The sequence below is a fragment of the Stutzerimonas sp. CXK-1 genome (assembly GCF_057738225.1).
Genome location: NZ_CM173217.1, coordinates 2,800,454 through 2,818,091 on the forward strand (window position 1 = coordinate 2,800,454; position 17,638 = coordinate 2,818,091).

The 17,638-nt window shown below is 64.5% G+C and carries 19 protein-coding genes; 11 read left to right on the forward strand and 8 right to left on the reverse strand.

What is annotated here, in order from left to right; genetic code table 11:
- Positions 1–85: 85 nt before the first annotated feature.
- Both AC0KXH_RS13165 and AC0KXH_RS13170 read left to right on the forward strand, forming a co-directional pair.
- Positions 86–397 carry a hypothetical protein gene (locus AC0KXH_RS13165; protein WP_041106860.1) on the forward strand — a complete coding sequence of 104 codons (312 nt, stop codon included), beginning with the start codon at positions 86–88 and terminating at the stop codon, positions 395–397.
- An 8-nt stretch (positions 398–405) separates the two neighbouring features.
- Positions 406–1,101, forward strand: coding sequence for an SDR family oxidoreductase (locus AC0KXH_RS13170; protein WP_061337112.1), 696 nt, complete (start codon positions 406–408; stop codon positions 1,099–1,101).
- A 2-nt stretch (positions 1,102–1,103) separates the two neighbouring features.
- Here AC0KXH_RS13170 and AC0KXH_RS13175 read toward each other — a convergent pair whose 3' ends face one another.
- Positions 1,104–1,919, reverse strand: a complete 816-nt coding sequence (locus AC0KXH_RS13175) for an OBAP family protein (RefSeq protein ID WP_488223530.1) — start codon at positions 1,917–1,919, stop codon at positions 1,104–1,106.
- 133 nt (positions 1,920–2,052) lie between these two features.
- Between AC0KXH_RS13175 and egtB the strand changes: the two genes are divergently transcribed.
- Together egtB and AC0KXH_RS13185 are read left to right on the forward strand one after the other, a co-directional pair.
- Entirely contained in the window at positions 2,053–3,348 is a 1,296-nt protein-coding gene (egtB, locus tag AC0KXH_RS13180) for an ergothioneine biosynthesis protein EgtB (protein WP_165563052.1), read from the forward strand.
- Positions 3,349–3,431: 83 nt separating this feature from the next.
- Positions 3,432–5,192 (forward strand): S8/S53 family peptidase, encoded by a 1,761-nt coding sequence (locus AC0KXH_RS13185; RefSeq protein ID WP_212739576.1) that lies wholly within the window; start codon positions 3,432–3,434, stop codon positions 5,190–5,192.
- Between the two features lie 14 nt (positions 5,193–5,206).
- On the opposite strand, the gene AC0KXH_RS13190 is transcribed toward AC0KXH_RS13185, so the two are convergent.
- Positions 5,207–5,590: a hypothetical protein gene (locus tag AC0KXH_RS13190; protein ID WP_041106868.1), complete on the reverse strand. Its 384-nt coding sequence runs from the start codon at positions 5,588–5,590 to the stop codon at positions 5,207–5,209.
- A 122-nt stretch (positions 5,591–5,712) separates the two neighbouring features.
- Here AC0KXH_RS13190 and AC0KXH_RS13195 point away from each other — a divergent pair, with 122 nt between their 5' ends.
- Positions 5,713–6,000, forward strand: a complete 288-nt coding sequence (locus tag AC0KXH_RS13195) for a hypothetical protein (RefSeq protein ID WP_041106870.1) — start codon at positions 5,713–5,715, stop codon at positions 5,998–6,000.
- Positions 6,001–6,015: 15 nt separating this feature from the next.
- Here the strand turns inward: AC0KXH_RS13195 and AC0KXH_RS13200 are convergent, their stop codons facing one another.
- A complete protein-coding gene (locus AC0KXH_RS13200; protein WP_165563051.1) occupies positions 6,016–7,338 on the reverse strand; it encodes a DEAD/DEAH box helicase in 1,323 nt (440 codons plus the stop codon).
- 162 nt (positions 7,339–7,500) lie between these two features.
- Here AC0KXH_RS13200 and AC0KXH_RS13205 point away from each other — a divergent pair, with 162 nt between their 5' ends.
- Positions 7,501–7,908 (forward strand): anti-virulence regulator CigR family protein, encoded by a 408-nt coding sequence (locus tag AC0KXH_RS13205; RefSeq protein ID WP_488224612.1) that lies wholly within the window; start codon positions 7,501–7,503, stop codon positions 7,906–7,908.
- A 6-nt stretch (positions 7,909–7,914) separates the two neighbouring features.
- On the opposite strand, the gene AC0KXH_RS13210 is transcribed toward AC0KXH_RS13205, so the two are convergent.
- Entirely contained in the window at positions 7,915–8,238 is a 324-nt protein-coding gene (locus AC0KXH_RS13210) for a 3-phosphoglycerate kinase (protein ID WP_488223531.1), read from the reverse strand.
- Between the two features lie 64 nt (positions 8,239–8,302).
- Between AC0KXH_RS13210 and AC0KXH_RS13215 the strand changes: the two genes are divergently transcribed.
- The 5 genes from AC0KXH_RS13215 to AC0KXH_RS13235 all read left to right on the forward strand — a co-directional run bounded on the left by AC0KXH_RS13215 (position 8,303) and on the right by AC0KXH_RS13235 (position 11,249).
- Positions 8,303–9,220 (forward strand): LysR family transcriptional regulator, encoded by a 918-nt coding sequence (locus AC0KXH_RS13215; protein ID WP_041106878.1) that lies wholly within the window; start codon positions 8,303–8,305, stop codon positions 9,218–9,220.
- Between the two features lie 24 nt (positions 9,221–9,244).
- The gene (locus AC0KXH_RS13220; protein ID WP_041106880.1) at positions 9,245–9,799 is read left to right on the forward strand and encodes a peptidylprolyl isomerase; all 555 of its coding nucleotides are present in this window, start codon (positions 9,245–9,247) and stop codon (positions 9,797–9,799) included.
- 113 nt (positions 9,800–9,912) lie between these two features.
- Positions 9,913–10,332, forward strand: a complete 420-nt coding sequence (locus AC0KXH_RS13225) for a DUF6306 domain-containing protein (protein ID WP_041106882.1) — start codon at positions 9,913–9,915, stop codon at positions 10,330–10,332.
- Between the two features lie 78 nt (positions 10,333–10,410).
- A complete protein-coding gene (locus tag AC0KXH_RS13230; protein ID WP_061337104.1) occupies positions 10,411–10,845 on the forward strand; it encodes a hypothetical protein in 435 nt (144 codons plus the stop codon).
- Positions 10,845–11,249 (forward strand): META domain-containing protein, encoded by a 405-nt coding sequence (locus AC0KXH_RS13235; RefSeq protein WP_041106886.1) that lies wholly within the window; start codon positions 10,845–10,847, stop codon positions 11,247–11,249. Before AC0KXH_RS13230 ends, AC0KXH_RS13235 begins: the two co-directional genes overlap by 1 nt.
- A 242-nt stretch (positions 11,250–11,491) precedes the next feature.
- Here the strand turns inward: AC0KXH_RS13235 and AC0KXH_RS13240 are convergent, their stop codons facing one another.
- Genes AC0KXH_RS13240 through AC0KXH_RS13255 form a run of 4 tightly spaced genes read right to left on the reverse strand, consistent with a single transcriptional unit; the run spans position 11,492 to position 17,625 of the window.
- Positions 11,492–15,880, reverse strand: coding sequence for a LamG-like jellyroll fold domain-containing protein (locus AC0KXH_RS13240; RefSeq protein WP_488223532.1), 4,389 nt, complete (start codon positions 15,878–15,880; stop codon positions 11,492–11,494).
- Positions 15,880–16,317 carry a pilus assembly PilX family protein gene (locus AC0KXH_RS13245; RefSeq protein ID WP_488223533.1) on the reverse strand — a complete coding sequence of 146 codons (438 nt, stop codon included), beginning with the start codon at positions 16,315–16,317 and terminating at the stop codon, positions 15,880–15,882. The genes AC0KXH_RS13240 and AC0KXH_RS13245 overlap by 1 nt, the downstream gene beginning before the upstream one ends.
- On the reverse strand, positions 16,298–17,179 hold the full coding sequence (locus AC0KXH_RS13250) for a PulJ/GspJ family protein (RefSeq protein ID WP_312764374.1): 882 nt from the start codon (positions 17,177–17,179) through the stop codon (positions 16,298–16,300). Before AC0KXH_RS13250 ends, AC0KXH_RS13245 begins: the two co-directional genes overlap by 20 nt.
- Complete coding sequence (locus tag AC0KXH_RS13255; protein ID WP_061341072.1) at positions 17,170–17,625, reverse strand: prepilin-type N-terminal cleavage/methylation domain-containing protein; 456 nt, start codon at positions 17,623–17,625, stop codon at positions 17,170–17,172. Before AC0KXH_RS13255 ends, AC0KXH_RS13250 begins: the two co-directional genes overlap by 10 nt.
- Positions 17,626–17,638 lie beyond the last annotated feature (13 nt).

The following is a 17,638-nucleotide window of genomic DNA, read 5'->3' on the forward strand; positions in this document are numbered from 1 at the left end:
CACAAGCGACAGCCGGTCGCCTGAAGGGAAACGGCTGGCGCCGGCGTCGGTCTACCCGCCTGTAACCCTTTTGGAGAATGCCGCGATGACCACGACTGCGCTGACCCTGGACAACGCCATGAAGATCGCCGCCGAAGCCTTTCTGCCCTATGGCTGCGTGACCGGAGCCAACCCGGACGGCGACAGCTTCGGCTTCACCGTGATGAACGGCGACGGCGCCGAGGTGCTGCGTGTCGCCCAGATCGAGCGCGAGGCCTACGCCGACCCGCTGCGCCTGGCCGAGACGATCGAACGCACCCGCCAGGAGCTGCGCCTCAAAGGCTGCCAACTGGAGGACTGGTCGATGCCCTTCATCACCGACGCCAGCGGGATTCCTGAAACCACGCCGAACTACTAGGAGCCGACATGAGCGATCCGGTTCTGCTGATTACCGGCGCCTCGTCCGGCATCGGTGCGGCTACCGCCCGGCTGGCCGCGGCAAACGGTTACCGCGTGGCCCTGGCGGCGCGTTCGCAAGCCAGGCTGGCGGAGCTGGTGGACGAACTCGGCGGCAGCGAGCGGGCCCTGGCGCTGCGCTGCGATGTGCAATCGATCGAGGACCAGCAGGCCATGGTCGCGCACACGCTGGCGCATTTCGGCCAGCTCGACGCGGTCTACGCCAACGCCGGCATTCCCGGCAGCGAAGGCGGCTTCAGCGGTGCCGATCCAGAGGCATGGAAAGCCATGCTGCTGACCAACGTCTATGGCGTTGCGCTGACCCTGCGCTACACGCTCGAAGCGCTCAAGGCCAGCCGCGGCCACGTGTTGCTGACCGGCTCGGCGGCCGGTCGCTTCGTGATTCCGGGCTCCATGTACGGCGCCAGCAAGTGGGCGGTCACCGGTATCGGCATGAACCTGCGCGAGGAGCTGCGCGGCACCGGCGTGCGTGTCACCCTGGTCGAGCCGGGCATGGTCGACACGCCGCTGTTCGACGAACCGCCGGCCTATGCCCTGCAGCCCGAGGACATCGCCCGAGCGGTCGTCTATGCGCTCAGCCAGCCGGCGCACGTCGACCTCAACGAGATACTCATCCGCCCGACGCCGCCGCTGGCCGAAAGCTGAACTCAGGGCACGCCGCTGCGCTGCAGCTGCTCGCCGAGTTTGCCACGCTCGTGCACCTCGGCCGGGCCTATCTCATCGGCCTGCGGCGGTTCGGCGGAAATCCGCACGCGCTGCAGGCGGATGACCTCGCCATGCTCCCAGGCGTTGGCCAGCGGGTCGACCGGCGGCTGCGCGATGGACGCCCGCGCTCGACGGCTGGCCCCGGTATCGACGCCTAGGCGCCGATCGCGCGCCGCCTCCAGCGCAGGATCGAGCTGGCCGTCGGCGGTGAACCCCATCATCAGCGCCGGAATGCCGTACGGCAGGGCCTTGTCGCGGTCGGTATGCCAGGTGTGCCAGGTCTTGCCGTAGGTGGTCACCACCTGTTCCATCAGCGCCTTCTCGGCGAGTTGCGGCAGCCCCGGGGCCACCAGGGTGCCGGACTTCACCTCGTAGTCATGGCTGTGCCAGAGCGTCTTCTCCTCGTCCGGCAGGCCTTCGAACAGGCGTGCACTGATGATGTACTCGACGCCCATCAGCTTGGCATCGCGGCCGTTGCCGTCGTAGATCACCGCTTGCATCACGTCCTCGTTGAGCCGGGTCACGTAGTGGTGCGCCTCCATCTGGCCGTCCATGTCGCCGCTGTAGAAGTGGAAGCCGTTGAGGTAGGCGCTCACCGCGTTCAGCGGCGCCTTGCCCTGCAGCAGCCGGGCGCCGGCCTCCAGTGCTTGCGTCTCGGCCCGCTTCGGCGCACCGGCCGCCTCGGTATAGGACGCGGTGTCGTGTTGGGTACAGGCGCCGAGCAGCAGGCTCGAGCCCAGTAGCAAAGTTCGTTTCATGGGAATCCTCCGGTTCCTCTTGCCGAGTCGTGCAAGCCGACGATGGTTCATACCGGCGGGCAGAAACTTTGCGTAGCGCAGCCGGTCGCTATGCAAGCGGCGTCTGCCGCGAACAACGGGCGAAGGGGGAGCCATGGGCAATCTGGCAGAACAGCCGAAACAGCCAGCCGCCGAGACGGCGCTGGCGGCATTGCAGGCGCGCTTCGCGCAGGTGCGCGCGACCAGCGAGGCCATCTGCGCGCCACTGCAGACCGAGGACTACGTGATCCAGAGCATGCCCGACGTCAGCCCACCGAAGTGGCACCTGGCGCATGTCACCTGGTTCTTCGAGGCGTTCATCCTCAAGCCCTATTTCGCCGGCTACCGGACACCGAACGCAGCCTTCGACCACCTGTTCAACTCCTATTACGAAACCCATGGCACGCCGTTTCCGCGACCGCGCCGCGGGTTGCTGTCGCGCCCAGGGGTCGACGAGGTCTACCGCTTTCGCGCGCATGTCGACCAGGCGATGACCGAGCTGCTGGCCCAGCCGCCGGCCGAGCATCTGGACGAGATCATCCGGCGCGTGGAGCTCGGCCTGCAGCACGAGCAGCAGCATCAGGAGCTGCTGCTCATGGACATCAAGCACATCCTCGCGCAGAACCCGCTGCACCCGGTCTACCGCGCCGATCTGCGGGCGGCCCCCAAGCGCGCCCCCCAACGTCGCCAGTGGCATGACTATGCCGGCGGCGTGGTGACCATCGGGCATGACGGCAACGGCTTCTCGTTCGACTGCGAGACGCCGCGCCATCGCGCGTTCGTCGAGGATTTCCAGCTCGCCGAGCGACTGGTGACCAACGGCGAGTACCTGGCCTTCATTGCCGACGGCGGCTACGCACGCCCGGAACTCTGGCTGGCCGACGGCTGGTCGCTGATCCAGCAGAGCGCCTGGCACGCGCCGCTGTACTGGCAACATCTGGACGACGCCTGGCACGAGATGACCCTTGGCGGCCTGCGCGCGCTCGACCTCGAGGCCCCGGTGTGCCATGTCAGCTATTACGAGGCCGATGCCTTTGCCCGCTGGGCCGGCGCACGGCTGCCGCGCGAGGCCGAGTGGGAGCTGGCGGCCAGCGGCGTGCCACAGGTCGGCAACTTCCTCGAGAGCGACTACCTGCAGCCGGTCGCCGGCGGCGCGGCCGGCCAGGCACCGAGCCAGTTGTTCGGCGATGTCTGGGAGTGGACAGCCAGCGCCTACCTGCCCTACCCCGGGTTCCGGCCGCTGCCGGGCAGCCTTGGCGAATACAACGGCAAGTTCATGTCCGGGCAGATGGTCCTGCGTGGCGGTTGTTGCGCGACCCCGGCCTCGCACATCCGCGCCACCTACCGCAATTTCTTCCAACCGGCGATGCGCTGGCAGTTCGGCGGCCTGCGCCTGGCCCGGGACCTGTAACACCGCGCCGGCCCTGTATCGGCGCCGGCCGCCACCTTCGAGACCTCTTCGACCAACCGAGCCTTCCCTTGCAGATTCCCGTCATGTCCGCCTCGATCTCGCGGCCGCTCCTCGGCCTGTCCGTATTCATGCTGCTGAGCGCCTCGGCGCTGGCCGAGCCGGCGCTGCGGCTCAAGCAGCTGCAACGCTGTGGCGACCTGCTCGCCGAACGCGAACTGACCTTCTGCCTGCGCAGCGAGGGCGCCGGCGATCAGCCCGTGCGCCTGAAGCTGGCCGGCAAGGAGATCAGCGCCTCGCACATCCAGCGCAGCGGCGCCAACCTGCGTTTCACCCTCGACGCCGAACGGCACCGCAGCGGCCCCTTGTGGCTGGAACACGCTGGCCGACGCAGCAATGCGGCCTGGCTTTCGCTGGGGCGCAGCCAGGTGGTCGCCGCCAGCGAAGAGCGGGTCACCGAAAACATGGACGGTCTGCCCAGCTACATCGACCTGGTCAGCCTGATCATCGAGGAAGACCTCGAGGGCCTGCCGACCGCGCGCCGCCTGGCCAAGCGCTACGGGGCGGAAGTGGTGGGCGCCATCGCACCGCTCAACACCTACCAGTTGCGTCTGCCGGTCAAGGACCTCACCGAGCGCGACGCGCTGGTGCTGCGCCTGGGAAGCGAAACAGGGGTCGACGCCGTGGTGGTCGAGGAAAGCAGCGCCGAACCCGTCGAACAGGATCGCGGAGCCCGGCGGCCGCAGGATCAGGAGTGGGCAGCCAACCGTTTTCTCGATGCGGTCGCCTACTACCGCCATCGAATTCCGGCGCGCGACGCGCCGATCAAGACCACACCGGTGCGCATTGGGGTGATCGAGCGCGACCTGGACTTCGACGCCGCCGCATTTGCCGGCTACCTCGAACCTTGCAAGCCGGCCGCGCGGCGCACCTGTCTCTATGGCCGCGATGCCGACCGGCCGGATGGCCACGGCAGCAGCGTGGCCGGCATCCTCGCCGCGCGTGGCGACGATAGCCGTGACCAGGGTTTTCTCAGCGCCCTGGATGGCACCGGCCCGGGTTTCGAGGTGATCGTCGAGCGCAATTCAGACGCCGGCATCACGGCGAATGTCGCGGCCTCGGTGAACCTGGTCGAGGACGGTGCGCGCATCCTCAACTGGAGCTGGGGTATCCATCGCATCGGCACGGTCGATGTGCATGGCGAGCCGGTGGACTCCCTGCTGCGCTCCGGCATCGCCATGAGCGGCTACGAAGAGCTGCTCGAGGAGTTCTTTCTCTGGCTGCGCCGCGAGCACCCGGATGTGGTGGTCGTCAATTCCGCCGGCAACGGCTCGGCGCGCTCGGGCAGCGATGATTACCGCCTGCCATCGTCGTTCATCACCGAGCAACTGCTGGTGGTCGGTGGCCACCAGCGCGACCTTGATCGCGACGTCCCGGTCGAGCATCCCGGCTACGTCGACAAACGGCCGTCGTCGAACGTCGACATGCGCGTGGACATCACCGCCTCGGCCTGTACCCGCGCCGCAACCCTGGAGTCCGGCCTGACCGGCGATGTGCACTGCGGCACCTCCTATGCCACGCCACTGGTGGCCGGCACGCTCGCGGCGATGCGCTCGATCAACCCGCAATTGAAGCCCGAGCAGCTGCGCGAGCTGCTGCGGCGCAGCGCGATGACCATAGGCGGCGAGTCGGACTTCGAGCCCGCCGACGCGGACGACCTGACCGCGCCGATCCTGCCGTCCGAGCGCAACTTCCGCATCGACGACCAGGACGTCGGCCGCTCGGCGCGGCTGGACATGCGCCGGGCGCTGGAGCTGACGGTCAAGAGCCTCGACCAGCCACGCTGAGCCCGGCGCCGTACTCAGCGCCGGGCGATCAGCGCATCGAAGGTTTCCGGCACCAGCGCCGCAGCGCCCTGGTCGGTCATGCGCTGGCGCAAATTGGCGCTGTCAGGGTGGCGACCATCGAGCACGTCGAGCAGCTGCTGGCCGCGCTCGGTCAGCACGAAATTCTCGCCCGTGCCGCCCTCTTCTTCCGGTCGCGCGACCATGAACCCGCCTTCGAACAGGATGCTCTCGTAGTTCGCCGCTTCGGCACGCAGGCTGTCGAGGTTGGGCATCGGCTGGCCGCGGTTCTCCAGGTCGAGTGCATGCTCCTCGGCGTAGCGACGTGGCTGGAAGTTGTGGTTGGCCGACTGCTGTACCTCATGCAGCAGGCGCAGGACGAGTTCCCAGTCGTAGCTCATGGCGATCTCCTCAGAAGGTGCCGGTCTTACTAGTTCCGACCGTGCCCGCGGCGCCCGGTTCGCTGAACTAAAGCGGCCGCCGGGCGATCCACCGTACAACGCAACCGAATGAGGATAGGCCCATGAAAGCGCTGTTCCTGCCCCTCGCCGCCGCCCTGCTGGCCAGCCCTGCCGTGCAGGCGGCCTGTACGCCCGACGAAATCACCGCCAAGGCCGAGCAGCTCGCCGAGCGGGTCAACCAGCTGACTCAGAACGACCCGGAGCGCGCCAGACAATTGAACGAGGAAATCCGCCAGGACGAGGACCGTCGCACCGCCGAGCAACTGGGTGACGAGTGCGAGGCCTATGACCGGCGCATGCGCCAGCTGGAAGAGGCCGAACGGCAGGCGGACATGCCGTCGGACAAGTGAATGCGCGCGGCCGCCTTACTCGGCGGCCGGCTTCTTGCGGCGCAGCGGCGCTGTGCCGTCGACATTGACCACCGCTGAGGGCGCCGATTTAGGCCGCTTGGCGGCTGGCCGGGCCTTCTTCTCGGTGGCGCCTTTCTTCTTGTCGACCTTCTTTTTCTTGGTTCCCGCGGCCTTGCCGGAGGCTTTCAGGTTCTTCGGCCCCTGGTAGTGGCCCTTCAGGCCCTTGATCACGCGACGCTCGAAGCGCTGCTTCAGATAGCGCTCGATGCTCGACATCAGGTTCCATTCAGTGTGGCCGATCAGCGAAATGGCCAGCCCCTCGCCGCCGGCACGGCCAGTGCGGCCGATGCGGTGCACGTATTCATCGCCGGAGCGTGGCATATCGAAGTTGATCACCAGATCCATGCCTTCGATGTCCAGGCCGCGCGCCGCCACGTCGGTGGCCACGAGCACCTTGACGCCACCCTGCTTGAGCCGCTCGATGGCGAGCTTGCGCTCTTTCTGGTCCTTCTCCCCGTGCAACACGAAGACCTTGACGTCGCTCGCCACCAGGTGGCCGTAAAGACGGTCGGCCTGGGCCCGGGTATTGGTGAAGATCACCGCCTTCTGGTACGTCTCATTGGCGAGCAGCCAATGCACGAGCCGCTCCTTGTGCGCCACGTCGTCGGTCGTGATGATCTGCTGACGGGTCGCCTCATTGAGTTCGCTGACCCGGTTGAGCTGCAGGTGCAGCGGCTCGCGCAGCACTTTCGTGACCATTTCACGCAGGCCGGCGCCGCCACTGGTGGCGGAGAACAGCAGCGTCTGCTGGCGCCGCGGGCATTGGTCGACCAGACGCTGCACGTCTTCGGCAAAGCCCATGTCGAGCATCCGGTCGGCCTCGTCGAGCACGACGATCTCGACGTCGCCCAGCACCAGATTGCCCGCCTCCAGATGCTCGATCAGCCGGCCCGGCGTGCCGATCAGGACGTCGGGAATCTTGCGCAGCATGGCGGCCTGCACCTTGAAGTCCTCGCCGCCGGTGATCAGCCCGGCCTTGAGGAAGGTGAAGCGGGCGAAGCGCTCGACTTCCTTGAGCGTCTGCTGTGCCAGCTCACGGGTCGGCAGCAGAATCAGTGCGCGCACATCGGTACGCGGCTGGGCATCGCGGATCAGCCGGTTGAGCATCGGCAGGACGAACGCGGCGGTCTTGCCGCTGCCGGTCTGTGCCGTCACCCGCAGATCGCGGCCTTCGAGGGCCGGCGGGATGGCCGCGACCTGCACCGCGGTCGGCTCGACGAACTTGAGTTCGGCTACCGCCTTGAGCAGGCGTTCGTGCAGGGCGAATTGATCAAACAAGGGCAACCTCGGAGAAACGTGAAGACGAATGCCATAGGTTAACCGCTTCGACGGGCAAAGGCGCGTTCTGCAATGGCCAGCATGTTCCAACGCGCGCGCAGGCGCTAAGCTGGAAACAATCGAAACGGGGAATTAATTCCCGGGAGTCAGCCGATGAACTCGATGAACAAGTGGATCAGCCCCTTTGCCAGCGCTGCCGTGCTGGCCGTTGCCTGCAGCGCCAACCTGGCGATCGCCGAGCCGAAACACGGCATGCCGGGCCAGGGCAAGCCCGGCGCGGCTTATACCCATGACCTGCACGGCCCGACGATCGATGTCCGCGACGTCCGCCGCACGCTCGAGCGCCACCGCGACCTCTGGCAACCGGCCAGCTCCCTGCCACCGGGCATCCGCAAGAATCTCGCCCGCGGCAAGCCGCTGCCGCCGGGGATCGCGATGAAGCTCGACCAGCGCCTGCTCGACCGTCTGCCGCACTACGCCGGCTACGAATGGCGCCAGGTCGGCCGCGATCTCCTGCTTATCGCCGCCAGCGGCGCGATCTACGAAATACTGGAAAACGTACTCGAGTGAGCCGCCCTACTTGGGCTCGCAGCTGAGCTGAATGCGCAGGCGGATGATGTCGCGCTTGAACTTGCTCGACAGCGCCTTGCGCTCACCGGGTTCGAGCTCGGTGCGACGGGTGCGTGGTGTCTCCGGCCCGTTGCGGAATACCAGCGTGCAGACCGCGGCACGCTGGCCGTAGTTGTGCAGTTCGACAGCGGCCAGATCACGGTCGATGGCCTGCGGCGTCGCCATGATTTCCGCGCCATTGAGCTGCTCGTCGACGTCGATCGGGTAAGTCGCTGCAGAGGCCGTCAGCGGCAGTAGCAGGGCAAGCAGGCTGTAGCGGATATTTTTCATTCGGCTGTCTCCTGACCAGGCGGGCAGCCAGCGTAGCAGACCAGAGGCAGGGGAACCGACGTAGATGAAAGTGCCACGTGTGACGCTCGAGCAATGGCGCACGCTGCAAGCGGTGATCGACAGTGGCGGCTTCGCCCAGGCGGCCGAAGTGCTGCATCGCTCGCAATCGTCGGTCAGCTACACCGTGGCACGCATGCAGGAGCAGCTTGGCGTGCCGCTGCTGCGCATCGACGGGCGCAAGGCGGTGCTCACCGAAGCCGGCGAAGTGCTGCTGCGGCGCTCGCGCCAGCTCGTCAACCAGGCCAGCCAGCTCGAAGAGCTCGCCCACCACATGGAGCAAGGCTGGGAGGCGGAGGTCCGGTTGTCGGTCGATGCCGCCTACCCCAACCAGAAGATCATTCGCGCCCTAACGGCGTTCATGCCCAAAAGCCGCGGCTGTCGCGTGCGACTGCGCGAGGAAGTGCTGTCCGGCGTGGAGGAAACCCTCAAGGACGGCAGTGCCGACCTGGCCATCAGCGCACTGGACATCACCGGGCATCTGGGCGCCGAGCTCAGCAGCGTGGAATTCATCGCGGTCGCGCAGGCCGAGCACCCGCTGCATCAGCTCGGCCGCAAGCTCAGCGTGCAGGACCTGCAGAGCCAGATGCAGGTGGTCGTTCGCGATACCGGCGTGCGCCAGCCGCGCGATGCCGGCTGGCTCGGCGCCGAACAGCGCTGGACGGTCGGCAGCCTGGCGACCTCGGTAGCCTTCGTCAGCAGCGGCCTGGGCTTCGCCTGGCTGCCACGGCACATGATCGAACGCGAGCTCGCCGAAGGCGTGCTCAAACCGCTGCCGCTGATCCAAGGTAGCATCCGCAGGCCGTTGTTCTATCTCTACACTAACCCCGACAAGCCGCTCGGCCCGGCCACGCGGATTCTCATCGACCTGATCCGCACGTACGATGCCGAGCAATCCTCGCCCACCAAGGGCAAGGCTGATTGAATCGCAACCATCAGGAAACCCGCCATGCTCAAACGTCTAGCCCTCGTTGCCTGCTCCATGCTGCTCGCCGGCAACCTGCTGGCGGCTGAAAAGCCCCATGTGCTGCTCACCACCAGCCTCGGTGAAATCGAGATCGAACTCGAGTCCGAGAAAGCGCCGATCAGCGTCGAGAACTTCCTCGGCTACGTTGAAAGCGGCTTCTACGACAACACCGTTTTCCATCGCGTCATCCCGGGCTTCATGATCCAGGGGGGTGGTTTCAGCGAAGGGCTGAACCAGAAGGCGACCCGCGCGCCGATCAAGAACGAGGCCGACAATGGCCTGCACAACGTGCGCGGCACGGTCGCCATGGCGCGCACCCAGCAAGTCGACTCGGCCACCAGCCAGTTCTTCATCAACCACCGCGACAACGACTTTCTCGACCACGGTTCGCGCGACTTCGGCTACGCGGTGTTCGGCAAGGTCGTGCGCGGCATGGATGTGGTTGACCAGATCGCCCAAGTACCGACCGGCAACCGCAGCATGATGCAGAACGTCCCGCTCGAGCCGGTGAAGATTCTTTCCGCGAAAAAGCTCTGAGTACCGATGCCGCCGATGGCTTGCGGCCGACGATCCTCGAGGCCGGCAAGCCGGCCTTGGCCTTCCCCTGCCGCGGCGCCCTGGCGCCGTCGGCGTCCGACAGGAGACGAGACATGACCGCTCCACACAGCCCGCTCAATACGCCCGAAGGCGAAGCGCAACTGCTACAGGACCTGCTCAGCGCCGAGCGCGCCGGCGCGAAAGTCGCCGGAGACTCGCTGCAGCAGACCTCCGACCCGGTCCAGCGGCAGTTGCTCGAACAGGTCCGCCAGGGCGAAATCGAGAGCTGCAAGCTGCTGCTCGATTGCCTCAAGCACCTCGGTCTCGAACCGAACAAGGAAACCGGCGCGTTCTACGGCAAGGCGATGGCCATCGAGTCGCTCGACGAGCGCATCCCGTTCATCGACAAGGGCCAGCAGTGGGTCATCCGCAAGCTGCGCGAATATCTGCCCGGCTGCCAGGACCCGCTGCTGCGCAGCGAGCTGGAACGCATGCTGGAAATCCACGAGGTGAACTCCGCCGCCTCGCACTGAAACGTGCCCGTCGTCACGTCGCCCGGGCGACCGTGCTAGCATTACCGGCCGCAGCTCCAGCAGCCAGGCAACGCTCCGATGGCCGAACACGATTTCCGCTACTCCCTTCTCAGCCCCGCGCATACGCTCACCGAATGTCGAGCGCTGGCGCCGGGGCGCTATCAGGTCACCGGCAACGGCGGCTCGATCCGCATCGGCGACACCCTGCTCGTCACGCTCAAGGGCAGCCGTGACCTTTCACAACGCCTGACGGTCGAGAAGGTCCGCCACCTCATCAACCCGCCCGGGCAATGGATGGCCGTGGCCAGCGGGCCGGTGTTCCGCGAACTGGCGATCCATCAGTGGCAGGTCGACTGCAACGGCTGCGGCAAACGTCTGGATTTCGAATTCGCCGTTGACGCCGCGCTGGGCGAAGCGGCCCAGGCCCCGGCCGCCGAAGCCCGCATCGCCGAGCTTGGCTGGGCGAGCCGCAACGGCCACCATTTCTGTCCCACCTGCAAGGAAGCTCACTGATGCATCGCTACACCCTGCCGCTGATCGCTGCCGCACTGGCCTCTACTGGCTGCGCGGTAGAACCGCTGACGCTGGAGAACGACGTTACCTATGTCGCCGAATGGATCGGCGACGACGCGGTCGTCGGGCGCACCCCGGTTTCGCTGACGCTCTCCGGTGACCGGGCCTACGGCAACGCCGGCTGCAACCACTGGTTCGCCAGTTACCGCCTGGAAGGTGAAAACCTGCGCTTCGAGAACATCGGCAGCACCCGCAAGATGTGCGCGGAACCGATCATGCGCCAGGAGCAGCGCTTCCTCGAGCTGCTCGGCCAGGTACAGCGCTGGGACGTCTCGCGTATCGATCAGCTGCGCCTGTGGCCGGCCCAGGGCGAGCCACTGCGCTTCTGGCCCGAACAGGACTGACGCGCCATAACCGGGCAAGGCAGCCGGGCGCTGCACCACGCTGCACATCGGCGGCCTTCTCCAGAGCCAGCCGAAGCCCGAAAACCGCATCAAAATCCCCATCCCACCGTTGAAACGAAACTGGCACACGCAGTGCATAGACTCTAGCGACCAGTTTCGGGGACCTCGGTACAGGCAGGCCGGGAATCCCCTCTTTTATGCCAAGACACAAAGGCCGCTCAGGTGAGCGGCCTTTGTGTTTTCTAGCGATAGACTTCGCGGCGGAAGATGAGGGGTGGCGAGCCACGATATATGCCAAAGCTCGCCAATCCAGACGCCGGCTCACGCCCATTGCCCGACCAGTTGTACCTGAACCAGTCCGGCATCGATGGCAAACCGACCTTGAGGCTACCGTCGTTGCCTTGGCCCGGCGCCGTCAAGGAAAGCGTGCCCTGCCCGCCTGCAGGCATCACCAAACTTGCTGTCGTGTCGCTTGGCGCGATCTCTCCGCCATGGGCCTGCAGCGTGATCTGCCCGAGCGAAGCCGCCGTTGTGCATTGATCTCCTGCTTCGAGTCTGAAGCCAGGCGCAGTACCAAGCGTCTGCCAGGTTTCGATCGAAAGCGGGAGATCGAGCCCCTGGAGTTCCGAGCCGTGAGCATTACCCAGTACCAGACGCCCAAGCCTAACTTCGCTGCCGGCGGCGAACGGGTAGCTGTATGCCTGGCAACCAGAGCCCACGGAGGAGTGGCAAGCGCCATCCAGATCCGTAAGGCCGCCTGCGGTAAGCGTCTGCTCTATGGCCGCAACGAACGGAATATCATCGCTGGTCGGCGTGACAGCCGGGGTATAGCTCAGCTGCTCCCCCGCCCAGCGATACAAGCGCGAGCCATCGCCGGTGTCGGCTTCCTCAACCGTTTCGGTGGCACTGCCGAGCGCAACGAGGCGGCTATCCAGGCCGGCCTTACCGGTAATCGAGCGATAGGCTTCGCGCTGCGGTGAGCCGAGTCGCCAGAACGGCGCGATGTCATAGTTCCGGGTGACCACACCAGCGCTGTTGTAGGCCGTCACCCTGATCTGCGGCTCAGCACCCGAGGCAAACCCCATCGGCTGCCCTTGGTAGCTGAACGGACCGCAACTGGATGCCAGACGGGCGGTTCCGGCCACACCCAGGCGCGCAGGGATGAAACGACCGATCAGATTGCTCTCGCCCCCCTCCACCGGCTCACCGAAATAACTGACACCCTCGCTCAATCGGGCCTTGAGCTTGAAGATGCCAACTTCAGAAATGCTCTGAGCCGCGACCGTCGTGAAATCACCTCGCGCATGGTCATAGGCATTTACGCCCAGTACGCCAGGATTACCCCCACCTGGCGCGATGAGCGTTTGCTCCAGCTTGAATGCGCCGCTGGCGGCACTTAGGGCAAAGTTCGGCGTGGAGACATTGTTGGCCAACTCTTGAGCCGTATGCGGCTCTGTGTCCGAGCCATCCCAGCCGACGGCACGGAAGCGCACCGGAAAGGGCTCCCCTGCAGCAATGAACACAGGGCACTGGTCGATACCTGGACCATTACAACGCGCAGCGGCGGCACGCTTGTCGATATCGGTCTCGATGTGGATCCCGTAAGGCTTGCTGAGAAACTGGTCCGCCCCCAGCATGATCAGCCCCCGCTCATCGCCCTCGGCAGGCGCGTACCGGACGTTCAGGTTCATCCTCCCCGCATCGGAATAGTTGACGGTGAGGGGGGCTTTGGCCTCGCCATCGAATTTCAAGGTTAGCGGAGTGAACTCGCTTGCCGAACCGGTTGGCGTCGTACTGATCGGCGTGCCGTTGATGCTAACCGCCCGACTGCCGGTGCTCGGCGAATCGTAGGTGGCATTGAAACCAATACTTTTAGTCCCGCCGCCAAACCCAGCCACGCACTTCTGCGGGTCCTTTGCATCGGCCTTTACAGCGCGTAGCCAGATATCGGGTTGAGGGCGGTTGGCGATGAGCGTCGGTACATCGAGGACGAACCCGCTCTCCACCCCTACGAGTTTGCACCCAGCCGTGGAGCAGGTGGTTTCGCCAAAGGAAAGAGCCGGGGGAGTAGACCCACCCACACCGATCGTTGCTTGTCCGGCGCGCGTGACCTGCACCTTGGCCACGGCCGTGCCGCCGGTCAAGATCAGATCGCTACCGCCTTGCCAAACCGCTCCGTCAGCGGTGAGCCTGGCCGTCACCGCCTCGCTGTAGACCTGTGAGCAGTCCGCGTTCAGGCAGGCGGTAACAGTGACCTCCTGCGGATTACAGGTCAGTGACGGTGACGTATAGCGGAGATCAAAGTGATGGATCCGCTGGCCGATGGGCCGGATTTCCGTTGCGCAGACATTGAGATTGTCGATTTCGTGGATGTTGGTCGACGCGCCAGTAGAGCCTGTAAAGGACAAGAAGAACCGATCCGGCATCGCCGGCTGGACGTTGCCGGCCATGACGTTGTACTTGTTGAGGTTGGACAGAACTTCAAATCCCGAGTCCGTCTTGCGTTCTACCGTAACTAGTGCCTGGCCTTCATTCCGAGCATCGACGGTAATCCTATACCGATGCCCGGGCGCTGCACTTTTACTGCTCGCATCGTCAACGCCCGGGCGGAGCGAGCTTTCCGTGCCGGCCAGGTAACGGTAGCCAACGAGCCCATTGCCCGCGCCTCGCACGCTTACTGAGTCTGGTATTCGGTCGGTTCGCCCCCCCTCGCGCCCTTCGCCCCGGGTAGAGAAGTTACCGTACTCGTCTAGAGCGATCCCGAGCCATCCACCCGCAAAACCGCTGACCTTATTCGCGTTGTCGTTGAGTTGCGCATACCCTAGTGAGCCACCGAATCCCCCCGGCTGAGGGGTCTGAGTAGCATCGGACAGAATCACTGCGATGCCATCGGCACCAGTGCCGTTATATGCGTAGTAATCAAATTCAACTTGGATGAAGTTTCCCTGCGCCGGGAAGATCCTTTGTAGAGCCGTAGCGGTAGCTACGTTAGTAGCGTTACTGGTCAACCGGAGGCGCTCGCCGTAAACAGCTGGCGTGAACGCCGTCCTGCCACGGCTGGAAGCTACCCAATCGTCACTGAGCGCGTCATCGAAGGTATCGCCGAAGCATTGGAGCCGACGCGAGCAAGCGTGTCGTTCCGCTGCCAACGCGGCAACCTCACTATCGCTGAGAGCGCCGTCATAAATGCGGAGCTCATCCAGGTCACCGTTGAAATAGCGGCCAGCCAACTGGTCCCACCCCAGTTGCAACGGATCGGTGTTGGCCACCGGTGTTCCAGAAAAATTCGCCCTCCCAGCCTCGACACCGTTAATGAAAATCCGCTGATCACCAGGCGTGTAACGGATCAGAACATGACTCCACTCCCCGACTTTTAGCGCTTTGTTGCTGTTGAAATGGACCGTTGAAGTCGGCCCGGTGGTCCGCCACCACCAGTTCACCGTACCGTCGGGGTTCAGATGAAATTCGTAGTTCTCGTCTTTTGAAAGGATCGACATGAGATCAGCAGGAGGAAGGCTTCTGGGCTTAACCCATAACCCGATCGTGAAACTATCTTGCAGAGTCAACAGATCATTGTGGGGCGTTTGAACATATTGTTGTGAAGCAGATCGGAAGCGCCCATATCCACAGGTACCAAGATTACCCTCCTCTCTTAAAGCAGGTTCGGCAAAGTCAGTCATAGCACCGTTAACTGACCGACCCGCAAGTCCGTTTCCTGATGCATCCTTGACCTCACCGAGCGCCCCGGTCCAGCTCCCTTCGTCGAGCAACCAGCTCAACCGAAGCTCAGTGGGTTTGGCACAGCTACCAGTTGGTGCCATATACACAACGGTCGCATTCGAACCTAGTGAAATGTTCGCAGCTGTCACCGCGCCGTAGAGCGATGATGTGTCCCCAAGAGTGACGTTTTGCTCACTGTATAAATAACCGCTAATGGTCGAGTTAGTGCCAAAACCGACATTCTTGTAGCCGTAGAAGAAAAGCTTGCTTGAAGCCCCGGTGCTCTCGTTCGCGGGTGAATTGAGCAATGAGCGTTCGCCAAAGCTAGCCGAGTCACGAACGAACAGTCGTACTCTTCCGTTGCCAACGACCTGAATCTGCGAAGCCTTGCTGGTGTTGAGCGACCCGATCCAATAGTCGCCAGCCGAAAGTTCAAGGATAGCGTCATCCGCCATCCGCACCTCTTCGATATAAAAATTTTGGCCTCCGCTGCGGACAGCCAAGCGCGCACGCTTCTTAATGTCCCAAACTCCATAGCGGTTGCGCGAATCAGCATCCAGCTGCTCTTCTCGGTTAGGAAGAACAAGCACATCCTTCTGACCAACGAAACTTGGAAAACTGCCTGCCGACTGCAACGGACCGTTAGTGCCACTAGCTTGGCACTGCTTCGTCGTACAGGTTGGTGCTAACAACGACCAAAGCCAATGTCGGTAAATTGCCCCGGCATGTAGCACACCATCGGGACTACCCTGCAATTGGGCGAAGCCGTCAAACGAGATTTGACCACGGTTGTAACTCTGCAGGCCGTCCGGAAAGTTCTCCGAACAGATTCCCACGTCGGCGCTCCAGGCCAGCCCGGAGCAAACCAGGGCGAAACAGACGAGCAGAACGTCACGCACGGCTCTCTTCATCAGGGTTTCCCTTCCACCACGGCACTCAATTGTCGATAGGCATAGTCCGCTTTCGCCCCGGGCTGGCCGTTCTCGGCAGTGGCGATGAGGCGATACAGACTGATGCTTGCGCCGGCGGCGTCCAGGTAGTCATCCCGGTGGCACTCGACGCGCAGGACGAAGTCATCGAGGCCACTGCCGCTGAGCGTCGGCGACGCGCTCGAAGCGCAGCTCCCCCCCTCGAGCGCCCGCGCAATACCCCACTCCAGGCCCGCGCTGGCGGCCTGATAGGCACGAGCCTGTTGAATGGAGAGGCTGACCGTTCCGTGTTGGGTCGTCGATAGTCGAGCCATCGTCAGAATGATCAGCGCCACGATCACCATCAGAAACAGCGCCGCGACCAGCCCGAAGCCGGCCGAGCGTCTCGGGAAAGAGCGGTCAGGGTGCATTGTCGACATGGACCTGTTGCGTCAACCGAAGGGTTTCGCCAGCCTGAGTCATGCCGAGCGAGAGGCTCAGCAGTCCACCGCGCTGCGCTGTGCCGGCTCGATAGCTGAACTGACACTGCGTGACGTCGCTGGCGAGCACTTGCGGCGCTGATCCTGGCGGCGGTGACGAGGGCAGGCTCGCGAGCAGCTGGTTATAGCTGTAACGCACGAGCTGCCCGTTCTGGCAGCGATAACCGACTACGCGCTCGGCCAGGTACAGGCGCCGCTGCGGCGAAGCGAATGCAAAACGAAAGCCACCGCCAGGCAGATTGCCGAGGGCGATGAGCGACTCGTCGGTCGGCGCACCGCTGCGCAGCGTAAAGGTCGTGCCGGTCGGCGTAATCACGCCGGGGTTACCACCGGCCCAGAGATTTGCGCCCACTACCGGAGTCGTGCCCGATTGCGCCCCGACGTTGTAGAGCACCATCCAGCGCGCGCCGGACAGATCGAGCGAAGGCGTCAGGACCTGAACCGAATCACAGGCACCATCAACTGTGGTGCTTCCGCAATTGGCCGCGGCCTCGCCAAAGCGCAACCCGTCACTGTCGTTGCGGTTGGGCCGGTAGCGCGCCGCGCTGTGAATCAAAAGCAACTCGAAGGCCTGGCCGTCTGCGGTGACGCGCAAAGAGTTGGGAACCGCGAGGCGTACATCGCGCGCCATACGCTGCAGGGCTCCGGCACCGAGATCCACCAGCTCGGCACGCCGACTCTGCGCCGTGAAGCTCTCCATCGGGCCGGACAGCACCGTCGAAATCATCACCGCCACCAACCCGGCAAGCGCGATGACCATGACCAGCTCCACCAGCGTGAAGCCCCGCTGATTCAGGGACATAGGCTTGCCCCCGAGCCGTCCGCTTCGCCGTAGCAGGCACGGTAGCCATCGAGCTGCAGCCTGCCGCCGGCCGGATCGGTGACGCCAACCTCGATATGTAGCACCGGCACCCCGCTCCAATCGCTCGGCCCGCTGACCGATACCGCCACGCGGTAAGCGGCCAGCTCTGCTATGGCAATGCCGAAGGCATCGTGCGGAGCCTCGGAAAGGCCAGCGTAGTCGCGCACATCGTTGAAACAGGCACGCGCCGGGTTGCACGCCGCGTTCGCTTGCGAGGCAAACGCCTGCAACTCGATTTCTTCCAGGTAGGCCTCGGCAATCGCAAGGCTCTGCTGACGCAGCATCGGGTCGGCAGAGCGCCCGGTGATGGCAGCCATGGCGGAATAAAGTGCTGCAGCGGCGATGCCGATGATCACGATGGTGATCACCAGCTCGACCAAGGTCATTCCGCGCTGCTGC

Coding starts and splice junctions, on each gene's coding strand:
- AC0KXH_RS13255 (WP_061341072.1), bottom strand. CDS start 17,625: ATGACCTTGGTCGAGCTGGTGATCACCATCGTGATCATCGGCATCGCC.
- egtB (WP_165563052.1), top strand. CDS start 2,053: ATGGGCAATCTGGCAGAACAGCCGAAACAGCCAGCCGCCGAGACGGCG.
- AC0KXH_RS13175 (WP_488223530.1), bottom strand. CDS start 1,919: ATGAAACGAACTTTGCTACTGGGCTCGAGCCTGCTGCTCGGCGCCTGT.
- AC0KXH_RS13235 (WP_041106886.1), top strand. CDS start 10,845: ATGCATCGCTACACCCTGCCGCTGATCGCTGCCGCACTGGCCTCTACT.
- AC0KXH_RS13230 (WP_061337104.1), top strand. CDS start 10,411: ATGGCCGAACACGATTTCCGCTACTCCCTTCTCAGCCCCGCGCATACG.
- AC0KXH_RS13165 (WP_041106860.1), top strand. CDS start 86: ATGACCACGACTGCGCTGACCCTGGACAACGCCATGAAGATCGCCGCC.
- AC0KXH_RS13210 (WP_488223531.1), bottom strand. CDS start 8,238: ATGAAAAATATCCGCTACAGCCTGCTTGCCCTGCTACTGCCGCTGACG.
- AC0KXH_RS13250 (WP_312764374.1), bottom strand. CDS start 17,179: ATGTCCCTGAATCAGCGGGGCTTCACGCTGGTGGAGCTGGTCATGGTC.
- AC0KXH_RS13225 (WP_041106882.1), top strand. CDS start 9,913: ATGACCGCTCCACACAGCCCGCTCAATACGCCCGAAGGCGAAGCGCAA.
- AC0KXH_RS13205 (WP_488224612.1), top strand. CDS start 7,501: ATGAACAAGTGGATCAGCCCCTTTGCCAGCGCTGCCGTGCTGGCCGTT.
- AC0KXH_RS13185 (WP_212739576.1), top strand. CDS start 3,432: ATGTCCGCCTCGATCTCGCGGCCGCTCCTCGGCCTGTCCGTATTCATG.
- AC0KXH_RS13240 (WP_488223532.1), bottom strand. CDS start 15,880: ATGAAGAGAGCCGTGCGTGACGTTCTGCTCGTCTGTTTCGCCCTGGTT.
- AC0KXH_RS13245 (WP_488223533.1), bottom strand. CDS start 16,317: ATGTCGACAATGCACCCTGACCGCTCTTTCCCGAGACGCTCGGCCGGC.
- AC0KXH_RS13190 (WP_041106868.1), bottom strand. CDS start 5,590: ATGAGCTACGACTGGGAACTCGTCCTGCGCCTGCTGCATGAGGTACAG.
- AC0KXH_RS13195 (WP_041106870.1), top strand. CDS start 5,713: ATGAAAGCGCTGTTCCTGCCCCTCGCCGCCGCCCTGCTGGCCAGCCCT.
- AC0KXH_RS13215 (WP_041106878.1), top strand. CDS start 8,303: ATGAAAGTGCCACGTGTGACGCTCGAGCAATGGCGCACGCTGCAAGCG.
- AC0KXH_RS13170 (WP_061337112.1), top strand. CDS start 406: ATGAGCGATCCGGTTCTGCTGATTACCGGCGCCTCGTCCGGCATCGGT.
- AC0KXH_RS13220 (WP_041106880.1), top strand. CDS start 9,245: ATGCTCAAACGTCTAGCCCTCGTTGCCTGCTCCATGCTGCTCGCCGGC.